The sequence below is a fragment of the Nostocoides sp. genome (assembly GCF_035343835.1).
GTDB lineage: Bacteria > Actinomycetota > Actinomycetes > Actinomycetales > Dermatophilaceae > Nostocoides_A > Nostocoides_A vanveenii.
The window spans coordinates 1-12,914 of record NZ_DAOQZV010000004.1 but is presented as its reverse complement, the minus strand read 5'-3'; the positions used below and the strand labels follow the sequence as shown (position 1 = coordinate 12,914).

General features: G+C 68.1%; 14 protein-coding genes. 13 read left to right on the top strand and 1 reads right to left on the bottom strand.

Translation table 11 applies throughout. From position 1 onward, the window contains the following. Positions 1-49 precede the first annotated feature (49 nt). From PKH97_RS00780 to PKH97_RS00740, 9 genes are read left to right on the top strand one after another with little or no spacing between them, the layout of a single operon-like run. Positions 50-778 carry a MarR family transcriptional regulator gene (locus PKH97_RS00780; protein ID WP_324385487.1) on the top strand — a complete coding sequence of 243 codons (729 nt, stop codon included), beginning with the start codon at positions 50-52 and terminating at the stop codon, positions 776-778. Continuing rightward, complete coding sequence (gene sufB, locus PKH97_RS00775) at positions 775-2,196, top strand: Fe-S cluster assembly protein SufB (RefSeq protein WP_324385486.1); 1,422 nt, start codon at positions 775-777, stop codon at positions 2,194-2,196. Before PKH97_RS00780 ends, sufB begins: the two co-directional genes overlap by 4 nt. A 59-nt stretch (positions 2,197-2,255) precedes the next feature. After that, the gene (gene sufD, locus PKH97_RS00770; RefSeq protein ID WP_324385485.1) at positions 2,256-3,461 is read left to right on the top strand and encodes a Fe-S cluster assembly protein SufD; all 1,206 of its coding nucleotides are present in this window, start codon (positions 2,256-2,258) and stop codon (positions 3,459-3,461) included. Then, positions 3,458-3,823 carry a non-heme iron oxygenase ferredoxin subunit gene (locus PKH97_RS00765; protein ID WP_324385484.1) on the top strand — a complete coding sequence of 122 codons (366 nt, stop codon included), beginning with the start codon at positions 3,458-3,460 and terminating at the stop codon, positions 3,821-3,823. Before sufD ends, PKH97_RS00765 begins: the two co-directional genes overlap by 4 nt. Positions 3,824-3,829: 6 nt before the next feature. Continuing rightward, a complete protein-coding gene (sufC, locus tag PKH97_RS00760) occupies positions 3,830-4,588 on the top strand; it encodes a Fe-S cluster assembly ATPase SufC (protein WP_324385483.1) in 759 nt (252 codons plus the stop codon). 7 nt (positions 4,589-4,595) lie between these two features. Beyond that, positions 4,596-5,903: a SufS family cysteine desulfurase gene (locus tag PKH97_RS00755; protein WP_324385482.1), complete on the top strand. Its 1,308-nt coding sequence runs from the start codon at positions 4,596-4,598 to the stop codon at positions 5,901-5,903. Beyond that, positions 5,903-6,334 carry a Fe-S cluster assembly sulfur transfer protein SufU gene (gene sufU / locus PKH97_RS00750; protein WP_324385481.1) on the top strand — a complete coding sequence of 144 codons (432 nt, stop codon included), beginning with the start codon at positions 5,903-5,905 and terminating at the stop codon, positions 6,332-6,334. Before PKH97_RS00755 ends, sufU begins: the two co-directional genes overlap by 1 nt. Before the next feature lie 11 nt (positions 6,335-6,345). Then, positions 6,346-6,675, top strand: a complete 330-nt coding sequence (locus tag PKH97_RS00745; protein ID WP_324385480.1) for a metal-sulfur cluster assembly factor — start codon at positions 6,346-6,348, stop codon at positions 6,673-6,675. A gap of 16 nt (positions 6,676-6,691) precedes the next feature. Then, entirely contained in the window at positions 6,692-7,312 is a 621-nt protein-coding gene (locus PKH97_RS00740) for an acVLRF1 family peptidyl-tRNA hydrolase (RefSeq protein ID WP_324385479.1), read from the top strand. Positions 7,313-7,329: 17 nt separating this feature from the next. Here the strand turns inward: PKH97_RS00740 and PKH97_RS00735 are convergent, their stop codons facing one another. Then, a complete protein-coding gene (locus PKH97_RS00735; RefSeq protein WP_324385478.1) occupies positions 7,330-8,250 on the bottom strand; it encodes a neutral zinc metallopeptidase in 921 nt (306 codons plus the stop codon). A 160-nt stretch (positions 8,251-8,410) separates the two neighbouring features. Here PKH97_RS00735 and PKH97_RS00730 point away from each other — a divergent pair, with 160 nt between their 5' ends. The 4 genes from PKH97_RS00730 to PKH97_RS00715 all read left to right on the top strand — a co-directional run. Then, complete coding sequence (locus PKH97_RS00730) at positions 8,411-10,009, top strand: ABC-F family ATP-binding cassette domain-containing protein (RefSeq protein WP_324385477.1); 1,599 nt, start codon at positions 8,411-8,413, stop codon at positions 10,007-10,009. Between the two features lie 92 nt (positions 10,010-10,101). Then, positions 10,102-11,772, top strand: coding sequence for a nitrite/sulfite reductase (locus PKH97_RS00725; RefSeq protein WP_324385476.1), 1,671 nt, complete (start codon positions 10,102-10,104; stop codon positions 11,770-11,772). Beyond that, positions 11,769-12,491, top strand: coding sequence for a phosphoadenylyl-sulfate reductase (locus PKH97_RS00720; RefSeq protein WP_324385475.1), 723 nt, complete (start codon positions 11,769-11,771; stop codon positions 12,489-12,491). The genes PKH97_RS00725 and PKH97_RS00720 overlap by 4 nt, the downstream gene beginning before the upstream one ends. Next, on the top strand, positions 12,488-12,914 hold a 427-nt coding region (locus PKH97_RS00715; RefSeq protein ID WP_324385474.1), incomplete at its 3' end, for an NAD(P)-dependent oxidoreductase. The genes PKH97_RS00720 and PKH97_RS00715, both read left to right, overlap by 4 nt.

Sequence of the window (12,914 nt, the reverse complement as noted above, 5' to 3'; positions counted from 1 at the left end):
AGACACGCCGCAGGGAAATACCTAACATGGGTGTGTGGTTATTCAAGGCATGACGGCAACGCACCATGCCAGCGTGCCCGTGGCCCCCGAGGCCGGGGCCCGTGGACGAGTGCTGCGCGCCATCAGCCGTCATGCGCCCGTGACCACGACTCGCCTCGCCGCCCTCCTCGGGATCAGCGACACCGCCGTCCGTCGCCAGGTCGACGGCCTGCTCGAGGCGGGTTTGATCGAGGTCCGCGACGACCGCGGGCCGCGCCGCGGTCGCGGGCGACCGGCACGGGCATACGTCGTCTCCGACAGCGGCCACGAGGCACTGACCAGCGACTACGGCCACCTCGCGAGCGAGGCGCTGACCTTCCTCGCCGAGACCGCCGGGCCTGCCGCCGTCGCCTCCTTCGCCCGCGCTCGCATCGCAAAGCTGGAGAAGCGGTATGCCGTCGAGTTGGCCGACCTGGAGGGCACCGGTGAGCTCGTCGACGCCCTCGTCAGTGCGCTGACCCGCGACGGCTTCGACGCGAGCGCCCGGCCGATCGGCCTGCCGGGAGCGGCTGCTCCGTTGACTGGCATCCAGTTGTGCCAGGGGCACTGCCCGGTGCAGTCGGTCGCGGCGGAATTCCCGCAGTTCTGCGACGCCGAGGCCGAAGCCTTCTCCCGACTGCTCGGCGTACACGTCCAGCGCCTCGCCACCCTCGCGCACGGCGACCACGTCTGCACGACCTTCATCCCGACCGAGCCGGCACCGTCCAGCACCATCCCAACCGAACGGAGAGACCGATGACGCAGAGCATCGAAGACCTCAACCCCGGACTGAAGGGCCTGGGCCACTACGAATACGGCTGGGCCGACAGGGACGACGCGGGCGCGACCGCCCGGCGCGGCCTGAACGACGAGGTCGTCCGCGACATCTCCCGCCGCAAGAACGAGCCCCAGTGGATGACCGACCTGCGGCTGAAGGCCCTGCGGCTGTTCGACAAGAAGCCGATGCCGCAGTGGGGGAGCGACCTGACCGGCATCGACTTCCAGAACATCAAGTACTTCGTGAAGTCCACCGAGAAGCAGGCCACCTCCTGGGAGGAACTGCCCGAGGACATCCGCACCACCTATGACCGCCTCGGCATCCCCGAGGCCGAGAAGCAGCGCCTCGTCGCCGGCGTGGCCGCGCAATATGAAAGCGAAGTTGTTTACCATCAAATCCGAGAGGATTTGGAGGAAAAAGGGGTCATCTTCGTCGACACCGACACCGGGCTGCGCGAGCACGAAGACCTTTTCCGCGAATACTTCACCTCCGTCATCCCGGCCGGCGACAACAAGTTCGCGTCGCTCAACACGGCCGTATGGTCGGGTGGCTCGTTCATCTATGTCCCCCCGGGCGTGCACGTCGACATCCCGTTGCAGGCCTACTTCCGGATCAACACCGAGAATATGGGCCAGTTCGAGCGGACGCTCATCATCGCTGACGAGGGCTCCTATGTGCACTACGTCGAAGGATGCACCGCGCCCATCTACAAGTCCGACAGCCTGCACTCGGCGGTCGTCGAGATCGTGGTGAAGAAGAACGCCCGCGTCCGCTACACGACCATCCAGAACTGGTCTAACAACGTCTACAACCTCGTCACCAAACGCACCACGGTCGCCGAGGGCGGGACGATGGAGTGGGTGGACGGCAATATCGGATCCAAGGTCACGATGAAGTACCCCGCGTGTTACCTGCTCGGTGAGCACGCCAAGGGCGAGACGCTGTCCATTGCCTTCGCGGGCGAGGGCCAGCACCAGGACGCCGGCGCCAAGATGGTGCACGCGGCGCCCAACACCTCCTCGACCATCGTCAGCAAGTCGGTCGCGCGCGGCGGCGGACGCACCTCCTATCGCGGCCTGATCCAGATCGTCGAGGGCGCCCACGGCAGCAAGTCGAGCGTCGTCTGCGATGCGCTGCTCGTGGACCAGATCAGCCGCTCCGACACCTACCCCTATGTCGACATCCGCGAGGACGACGTCCAGATGGGCCACGAGGCGAGCGTGTCGAAGGTCAGCGAGGACCAGATGTTCTATCTGATGTCGCGCGGGCTCTCGGAGCAGGAGGCCATGGCGATGATTGTGCGCGGCTTCGTCGAGCCGATCGCGCGCGAGTTGCCGATGGAGTACGCCCTCGAACTCAATCGCCTGATCGAACTGCAAATGGAAGGAGCTGTCGGCTAGATGACCCCGCGAAGTCTTCCCCCGCTCCGCTCCTCCCGTACGTCACGAGGTCCCCGCAAATGAGCCTTCTGGCTGAAAAGACCACTCGCGCAAGCGGATTGGTCGCCCACACCGACAGCGCGGCGACCTTCGTCCCCGACCAGTCGCGCGCCGAACGAACCCGCTCGTATGCTGTGGCCGACTTCGCCATGCCCACGGGCCGCGAGGAGGAGTGGCGCTTCACGCCGGTCGACCGGCTGCGCAAGCTCTTCGCCGACGAAGCGACGGGCAACTGCCTGGACTGGGAGGAGACCCTGCCCGCCGGCGTGCGGCTGGGCACGATGTCGGTCGCCGACTGGCAGGCCTCGGGCGCACCCATGCCCGCCGACCGAGCGGCTGCCGTGGCGGCCGCCAACAGCGGTGGGGTGGGTGTCGTCGACATTCCCGCCGAGGCCGAACTCACCGAGCCCGTCCGGCTCACCCTGACCGGTGCGGACGGTGCGCTCGTGCACGGCCACCTGCTCATCCGGGTCGGTCACCACGCGAACGCGACGGTGATCCTCGGGCATACGGGCCGGGCGGCATACGGGGAAGTTGTGACCATTGTCGCCGGCGACGGTGCGCACGTGACGGTCGTCAGCCTGCAGGAGTGGGACGACAGCAGCATCCACCTCGGCCAGCACGACGTCGTGGTCGGGCGCGACGCCAGCGTCAAGCACATCGCCGTCACCCTCGGCGGCGCCATCGTGCGCCTGAACACCAATGCGTCGTATGCCGGTCCGGGCGGCAGCTTCGAGGCCTTCGGCGTCTACTTCTGCGACGCCGGCCAGCACCTCGAGCACCGGCTCTTCGTCGACCACGCGGTGCCGCACTGCCGCAGCAATGTCGAGTACAAGGGCGCGCTCCAGGGCGACGGTGCCCACACGGTCTGGGTGGGCGATGTGCTGATCCGCGCGGCGGCGCAAGGCACCGACACGTACGAGCTCAACCGCAACCTGATTCTCACCGACGGCGCGCGCGCCGACTCGATCCCCAACCTCGAGATCGAGACCGGTGACATCGCGGGGGCCGGACACGCCTCTGCGACAGGGCGCTTCGACGACGAGCAGTTGTTCTACCTTCAGTCGCGGGGGATCACCGCGACCGAGGCGCGCCGCCTGGTCGTGCGCGGCTTCTTCGCCAGCATTGTCAGCCGAATCGGCATCCCCGAAGTCATCGGCCACCTGATGACAGCAATCGACGCCGAGCTCGCGACCATCGCCCAGGCCGAGCAGGTCACCGCATGAGCGCCCAGGCCCACACCGAAGAACTCGTGCCCCTGACCGTCTGCCGGCTCGATGAACTCCCGGCGGTCGGACCGGTCAAGGCTGAGATCAACGGGCATGCCATCGCCATCGTCCACGCCGAGGACGGCGCGGTCTATGCGATTGACGATGTCTGCACGCACGCCAATGTCTCGCTCTCCGAGGGCGAGCTCGACGGCTGCCACCTGGAGTGCTGGCTGCACGGCTCGCGCTTCGACATCCGGACCGGCGAGCCCGACTGCCTCCCGGCGACCGTGCCGGTGGCGACCTACCCCGTCGCCATCGAGGACGGCGACGTGGTCATCTCCGTTCCTGAATCCTTCGTCATCGACACCGAGAGCTGAAATCCCTTGTCCACACTCGAAATTCGCGACCTGCACGTCAGCATCACCGCCGACGACGTCGAGAAGGAAATCCTCCGCGGCGTCGACCTGACCATCAACTCCGGCGAGACGCACGCGATCATGGGCCCCAATGGCTCCGGCAAGTCCACCCTTGCCTATTCCATCGCCGGCCACCCGAAGTACACCGTGACCGGCGGCTCGATCACCCTCGACGGCGAGGACGTTCTGGCCATGAGCGTCGACGAGCGCGCCCGGGCTGGGCTCTTCCTGGCCATGCAGTACCCCGTGGAGGTCCCCGGCATCACCGTGTCCAACTTCCTGCGCACCGCCAAGACCGCCGTCGACGGCGAGGCCCCCAAGCTGCGCATGTGGGTCAAGGATGTCAAGGAGGCCATGGGCAATCTGCGCATGGACCCCGCCTTCGCCGAGCGCGGTGTCAACGAGGGCTTCTCGGGCGGCGAGAAGAAGCGCCACGAGATCCTCCAGCTGGAGTTGCTCAAGCCGCGTTTCGCGGTGCTCGACGAGACCGACTCCGGCCTCGACGTCGACGCCCTGCGCGTCGTCTCCGAGGGGGTCAACCGAGCCCAGGAGAACACTGACCTCGGTGTCCTGCTGATCACGCATTACACGCGGATTCTGCGCTATATCAAGCCCGAGTTCGTGCACGTCTTCGTCGACGGCGTCATCGCCGAGGAGGGCGGGCCCGAGCTCGCCGAACGCCTCGAGAACGAAGGCTACGACCGCTTCCTCACCGCCAGGGTCTGAACCGCCGATGACGACCACCCCGACGGCTCTCGCGGGCGCCTTCAGCGATCAGGAGCTGGCGCGCATCCGCGCCGATTTCCCGATCTTGGGCCGCACCGTCCGCGAGGACCGGTCGCTGGTCTACCTCGACTCCGGAGCCACCTCGCAGAAGCCGTATGCCGTGCTCGACGCCGAGAGGGACTGGTACACCCGCCTCAACGCCGCCCCGCACCGCGGAGCACACGCGCTCTCCGAGGAGGGCACCGAGGCGTATGAAGCCGCCCGCGCCACGATCGCCCGCTTCATCGGCGCGGCCGCGGACGAAGTGGTGTTCACGAAGAACGCGACCGAGTCGCTCAACCTCGCCGCCTATGCCTTCTCCAATGCACCAAGCGGCGGTGGCGGGGGAGCGGGCCACCGCTTCCTGCTGCGTCCGGGTGACGAGATTGTCGTCACCGAGATGGAGCACCACGCCAATCTCATTCCGTGGCAAGAGCTTTCGCGGCGCACCGGTGCGACGCTCAAGTGGCTGCCGGTCACGGACACCGGCCGCCTGGACCTGAGCGATCTCGACCGGATCGTCACCGAGCGCACCAAGGTCGTCGCCATCGTGCACGCGTCCAATGTGCTCGGGACGATCAATCCGGTTGCCAGGATCGCGGCCCGCGCCCATGCAGTCGGGGCCTTGGTCGTGCTGGACGCCTGCCAATCCGTGCCGCACCTGCCCATCGCTGTCGCGGGGCTCGACGTCGACCTGGTGGCGTTCTCCGGTCACAAGATGCTCGGTCCGATGGGCATCGGCGTGCTCTGGGGCCGCCGGGAGTTGCTGGCCGAGATGCCGGTCTTTCTCACCGGCGGCTCGATGATCGAGACCGTCACGATGGAGCGGGCCACCTATGCCCCAGCCCCGCAGAAGTTCGAGGCGGGGGTGCCCAACGCCGCCCAGGCAATCGGCCTGGCCGCCGCCTGCGACTACCTGACCGATCTTGGCATGGGCCGCGTGGCCGCCCACGAGCACGCCCTGACGGCCCTGCTCCTCGACGGACTCCACGCGCGCGCCTGGACACGCGTCGTCGGCCCGGACGACCTGCAAGATCGCGGGGGAGCGGTCTCCTTCGTCGTCGACGGCGTGCACGCCCATGACGTCGGCCAGATCCTCGACGACCACGGCGTCGCCGTCCGCGTCGGCCACCACTGCGCATGGCCCCTGCACCGGCGCTTCGGCGTCGCGGCGACGACCCGCGCCAGCCTCGCGCCCTACAACACCCCCGAGGAGATCGCGACCTTCTTCGCCGTCCTCGACCGGGTACCGGACATCTTCGGGTTGACGCACTGATGGACCTCTATCAGGAACTCATCCTCGAGCACGCCAAGCGCCCCCAGGGTGCCGGGCTGCGCGAGCCATTCGCGGCGCAGGCCCATCACGTCAATCCCACCTGCGGCGACGAGGTGACCTTGCGCGTCGCGTTGGACGATGGCCGCCTCAGCGACGTCTCGTATGACGCGCTCGGGTGCTCGATCTCGGTGGCGTCGGCCTCTATGCTCACCGACCTGGTCACTGGGGAAGCGGTGGCAACGACGCGGGAGAAATACGCCGCCATCCGGGCGATGTTGACCTCCAAGGGTGCCGACCGCGGCGACGAGGACGTCATCGGCGACGCCGTCGCCCTGGCTGGCGTCGCCCGCTACCCCGCGCGCGTCAAGTGCGCCCTACTGCCCTGGATGGCCCTCGCCGATGCGCTGGCCCAGACCGGAATCGATCTCTGAATTGGAGTGCCATGTCTGACACCGACACCCTGCCCGCCAATGTCGCCGACGTCGAAGAAGCGATGCGCGATGTCGTGGACCCCGAGCTCGGGATCAATGTCGTCGACCTCGGCCTCGTCTACGGGATCACCGTGGACGCCCAAAACCATGCTGTGCTCGATATGACCCTGACGTCCGCGGCCTGTCCGCTGACCGACGTGATCGAGGATCAAACCGATCAAGCTTTGACCGGTCTCGTCGCGTCGTATCGCATCAATTGGGTCTGGATGCCACCATGGGGCCCTGACAAAATCACCGACGACGGCCGGGAGCAACTTCGTGCCCTTGGTTTCAACATCTAACGCAGGTGGTGTCCCCGTGGCACCGCGCACCGTCGAAGTGGCGGCGGACCGGTTGGCCGGCTGGCTGACCGGCTTCGCCGACCGCCACGGCGGCCCCACAGCGACCGGCCGGCCCGACCGGATCGTCGGCGACGACGGCGCCGTCGCCCGCCTGGAATATTTCGATCACGACCCCCTGGGCGTGATCCTGGTGCGCCGCGGCGGGTATGCCGTGGGGCGCGTCCGCGCCGGCCGCCTGGTGCTGCACAAGGTCGGGACGCGCTACGTTCAATCGCGCACCTCGGCCGGTGGCTGGTCGCAACAGCGGTATGCCCGGCGTCGCGACAACCAGGCCGACGAGTTGGTGGGCGCCGTGGCCGACCACGCCGCCCGGATCCTTGTCGATCTCGCCGCCCCGATCGATGAGACAGGCGAACTGCCTGCCGGTGGGGCGCTGCCTCCCGGCCCGGGCCTGATCGTCGGCGGCGACCGCGAACTGGTCGCGTCCGTGCTCTCCGATCGCCGGCTCGCCGCCCTGCGCGAGTTGCCCCGGCGCGGCCTCTACGACCTGCCCGACCCCAACCGGGCCGTGCTGGAGACCGCCATCAAGCGCGGCACCTCCGTGCGCGTCTACCTGCTCGACACGCCCGTCGCCTGACCCTCATCGGCGCTGGGTCAGCTGACGACCTGGGTGTTGGGGTCGTTGACGTTGAAGGTGTTGCACTTGTTGATGTCGTCGCCGGCCTTCATGCCCTGGATGAACCAGCGCTGACGCCCTTCGGCGGAGCCGTGGGTCCAGGACTCCGGAGTGACCCGGCCCTGCGTCTTCTCCTGGATCTGGTCGTCGCCGACGGCGGAGGCCGCCGAGAGGGCCGAGCGGATGTCGGTCTCGGTCAGCGGCTTGAGATAGGTGGTGCCGGTCGCGTCCTTGGTGCTAGAGGCGTGCCCGGCCCACATGCCGGCAAAGCAGTCCGCCATCAACTCGATGCGCACGGCGCCACTGGTCTCGCCCTGCGGGTCCTGCTGCGCCCGGCCGAGCAAGCCGAGGATGTTCTGGATGTGGTGGCCGTATTCGTGCGCGACGACATACTCCTGCGCGAGCGCCCCGTCGTCGGCGCCGAAGCGCTGGGTGAGCAGGTCGAAGAAGCTCGCGTCGATGTAGATCTTCTCGTCCAGCGGGCAATAGAACGGGCCGACCTGGTTGGAGGCCGTGCCGCAGGCTGATTGCGTGGCTCCGCTATAGATGATCGTCCCGGGCTCGCGGAACTGCTTGCCGTAGCGGGGCAATTCATCGCTCCAGAAGGACTTGGCCGAGTTCACCGTGCCGACGATGCGGCACTCGGCGTACTTGTTGGCGTCCGCGCCGGTCTTGCACTGCTGCTGGATCGCACTGCTGTCGACATTCTGCGCATTCGGGTCCGAGCCGGTCTGATCGCCACCCAGGCTGCCGGGATTGCCGCCGAGCAGCATGATGATGATCGCCAGGATCAACCCACCGATGCCGCCGCCGACCACCAGCCCGCCACGGCCCCCGCCGCCGACTCCACCACTACCGATGGAGGAGGTGTCCAGTTGGACGTTGTCGTTGAAACTCATGCAGGGGACCTTTCCCGGCAGTGGGGCCATTTCGGCCCCGGTGTGCGTGCGCCTTAGACTAGCTGTCAGCCCTCGGTGACGTGTTCCCGAGGGAGCCCGTAATGACCGTGTCGTGACCTGCGCGCGCCCGGGCCCACGTCGTATCAACCAGGAGTCTGCCGTGATCGCTGTCAGCGGTCTCGAACTGCGCGTCGGTTCGCGGCTTCTTTTGGACGACGCGACCTTCCGGATCAACGCCGGCGACCGCGTCGGGCTCGTCGGCCGCAATGGCGCCGGCAAGACCACGCTGTGCAAGGTCCTGGCCGGTGAGGCGCTGCCCGCGGCCGGGTCGGCCATCAGTTCCGGCGAGGTCGGCTACCTCCCGCAGGACCCGCGCACCGGCGACTTGAGTGTCACCGGCCGCGACCGCATCCTCTCGGCGCGCGGCCTGGACGCCATTGTTCGCGACCTGCGCAAGGCCGAGCACGCGATGGCGGCCGCCACCGAGGAAGCGCGCTCGAAGGCGATGCGCCGGTATGCCCGCCTGGACGCCGAATTCACCGCCGCCGGCGGGTATGCCGCCGAGTCCGAAGCCGCATCGATCGCCGCCGCTCTCGGGCTCACCGAGAAGCAACTGGACCAGGAGATCGGCACCCTCTCCGGCGGCCAGCGCCGCCGGATCGAACTCTCGCGCATCCTCTTCTCCGGGGCCGAGACGCTCCTGCTCGATGAACCGACCAACCACCTCGATGCCGACTCGATCGTCTGGCTTCGCGACTACCTCAAGGGCTACCCGGGTGGCCTGATCGTCATCTCCCACGATGTCGACCTGCTCGCGGTCGTCGTCAACCGGGTCTTCCACCTCGACGCCAACCGCGGGGTCATCGACGTCTACAACGTCGGCTGGAAGGCCTATCTCGAGCAGCGCGAACTCGACGAGCGGCGTCGCAAACGCGAATACGCCAACGCCCAGAAGAAGGCCGGCGCCCTGCTCGACCAGGCCGAGAAAATGCGCGCCAAGGCGACCAAGGCCACGGCTGCACAGAACATGATCCGGCGCGCCGAGCGGATGCTCGCCGGCGTGGAGGGGGAGCGCCAGCACGACCGGGTGGCCAAGCTGCGCTTCCCCGACCCGGCCCCGAGCGGGCGCACGCCACTGCGGGCGAGCGGGTTGTCGCGGTCATACGGCTCGACCGAGGTGTTCACCGACGTCGATCTGGCGATCGACCGCGGCTCGAAGGTCGTCGTCCTCGGCCTCAACGGGGCAGGCAAGACCACATTGCTGCGCATCCTGGCCGGCATCGACCCGCCGGACACCGGGCAGGTCGAGCCGGGGCATGGGCTCAAGCTCGGCTACTACGCGCAGGAGCACGAAAATCTCGACCTGGCGCGCTCGGTCCTGGAGAACATGAAGTCGGCCGCTCCCGACCTGGGGGAGACCGAGGTGCGCAAGGTTCTCGGTTCCTTCCTCTTCGTCGGTGACGACGTCGAGAAGCCGGCGGGGGTGCTCTCGGGTGGCGAGAAGACCCGCCTATCGCTCGCTCTACTTGTCGTCTCGGCGGCTAACGTGCTGCTCCTGGACGAGCCGACCAACAACCTCGACCCCGCCTCCCGGGCCGAGATCCTCAGCGCCCTGTCGACCTACAAGGGCTCGGTCGTGCTCGTCACCCACGACGAGGGCGCCGTGGCAGCACTTCAGCCGGAGCGGATCCTGCTGCTCCCCGACGGTGTGGAGGACCTCTGGGGCCCGGACTACCTCGACCTGGTGGCCCTCGCCTGACCGGCCCGAGGCGGCCATACGTCCTGTCCAACACGTGATACGTATAACGGTGCGTTATAAGGGCCATAACGTCACCTTGTAGCATTTGCGATGTGACCGACACTTCAACCCGACCGACTCGGACCGCCGTCACCGGCGCCTGGGCGGAGGGCGACCTGACCCCCCTGAACGGAAACGAAGCCTTCAAGCAGGCCGACGACGCGCTGAACGTCCGGCAGCGCATCATCGACGTCTACGCCAAGGAGGGCTTCGCGTCCATCCCGAGCGACGACCTGCGCGGCCGATTCCGCTGGATGGGCCTCTACACCCAGCGCCAGGAGGGCATCGACGGCGGCCAGACCGCGACCCTCGCCCCCGAGGAACTGGACGCCGAGTTCTTCATGATGCGCGTGCGCAGCGACGGCGGCATCCTGACGACCGAACAGTTGCGCACGATCGGCGCGCTCAGCACCGAGTTCGCGCGCGATACCGCCGACATCTCCGACCGGCAGAACATCCAGCTGCACTGGATCCGCATCGAGGACGTGCCAGCCATCTGGGAGCGCCTCGATGCGGTCGGTCTGCACACGCTGGAAGCCTGCGGCGACGCCCCCCGCGTGATCATCGGCTCACCGGTCGCGGGAATCGCGGCGGACGAGATCATCGACGGCACGTGGGCGATCGAGGAGATCCGCCGCACCTACATCGGCAGCCCCGAGTTCTCCAACCTGCCACGCAAGTTCAAGACCGCGATCTCGGGCTCGCCGGCACTCGATGTCGTCCACGAGATCAACGACGTCTCCTTCGTCGGGGTCAACCACCCTGAGCTTGGCCCCGGGTTCGACCTGTGGGTCGGCGGCGGCCTCTCGGTGAACCCGATCTTCGCCCGCCGGCTCGGCGCCTTCGTCACCCTCGAGCAGGTGCCACAGGTCTGGGCCGGGGTCATCGGCATCTTCCGCGACTACGGCTACCGCCGCCTGCGCAACCGGGCCCGGCTGAAGTTCCTGATGTCCGACTGGGGTCCGGAGAAGTTCCGGCGGATCCTCCAGGACGAATACCTGGGGTATGCCCTCCCCGACGGTCCCGAGCCGGTCACGCCGCCGGACGGCCACCGCGACCACGTGGGCATCCACAAGCAGAAGGACGGCAAGGTCTGGGTCGGCACGGCTCCTATCGCCGGCCGCGTCAGCGGATCGACACTGACCGCGGTCGCCGACCTTGCCGAGAGCTACGGCTCGTTCCGTGTCCGGCTGACCCCTCATCAGAAGTTCCTCGTCCTCGACGTCGAGGAGGCGGACGCGCCCGCCTTGGCCGAGCGGCTCGCGGTCCACGACCTGATCGCGCAGCCCAGCGTCTATCGACGAAATGTCCTGGCCTGCACCGGGATCGAGTTCTGCAAGCTGGGCCTGACCGAGACCAAGGCCCGGGCCCGCACGGTCGTCGTCGCGCTCGAACGACGCCGGCCCGAGATGGATGTGCCCTTCGGCATCCACGTCAACGGTTGCCCCAACGCATGCGCTCGCACCCAGGTCGGCGACATCGGCCTCAAGGGCATGGTGCAGCGCGACGAGAACGACGAACTGCAGGAGGTCTTTCAGGTGCATCTCGGCGGTGCACTCGGCATCAACCCGACGCTGGCGCGCAAGACCCGCGCCCTGAAGGTCACGGCCGAGGACCTGCCCGATTACATCGACCGGGTTGCCGGCCACTATCTCGAGCAGCGCGCCGAGGGTGAGAGCTTCGCGGCGTGGGCGCACCGAGCCGACGAGGACGATCTGCGGTGAGCGTGATCCCCGCCGAGAATCAGACGGCCGACATCGAGGAGTTCCTCGAGCGCGAGGCCGCGGCCACCACCTATGAGGAGAAGATTGCCCTCGGGCGCGACGTCCTCGCCTGGGCTCGTGAGCGCTTCGGCGACCAGTTGACCATTGCCAGCTCGATGGGCGATGAGATCCTGCTCCATCTCGCCGGGACGACGGCCCCGGGATTCGACGTCTTCTTCCTCGACACCGGCTACCACTTCCCTGAGACGATCGGCACCCGCGATGCGTATGCCGTGATGCTCCCCCTGTCGATCCGCACGGTCTACCCGCGCGAGAGCGTCGAGAGCCAGGACGTGCGATTCGGTCCCCGGCTGCACGACCGCAACCCCGACCTCTGCTGCCGGATGCGCAAGGTCGCGCCGCTCAATGCCGCCCTGGAGGGGTATGCCGCCTGGGTCACCGGGGTGCGTCGCGCCGACGCCGCGACCCGCGCCGACGCCCAGCTCATCGAGTGGGATGCCAAGCGCTCGATGCTCAAGATCAACCCGATCGTCGGCTGGTCCCACGACGAAGCGGACCGCTACGCCGCCGAGAACGGCGTCTTCTTGAACCCGTTGCGGCAGTTGGGTTTTGCCTCCATCGGCTGCGCGCCGTGCACCCGCGCTGTCGGTGAAGGCGAGGACCCCCGGGCCGGCCGGTGGGCGGGCCAGGACAAGGTCGAATGCGGGCTGCACATATGACCGCGCTGACGCTCGGCTGCGCCCCCGACTACCCGCTGACGCTGGACGTGCGCGGCCGCCGGGTCCTCGTCGTGGGCGGGGGAGTGGTGGCCGAGCGCCGCGTCCGGCGCCTCGTCGCCGCTGGCGCCGCCGTGCACCTCGTCTCGCCCGCTGCCACCGAGGCGCTGCGCGCATTCGCTGCCACCGGTGAGGTGGAGTGGGCGCAACGCACCTTCGCCCCCGGGGACCTGACGCTGCCCGTTCGGGCGTGGCTCGTGCATACGGCAACGGGCGTGCCAACGGTGGATCGAACGGTCGCGGATGCGGCTGCAGCAGAGGCTATCTGGTGCATCCGCGCGGACGACGCGTCGGCGTCGGCCGCCTGGGTGCCGGCCGTCGGCGTCGGCCGCGGGGACGCCGACGGCATCCAGGTCGCCGTCACCG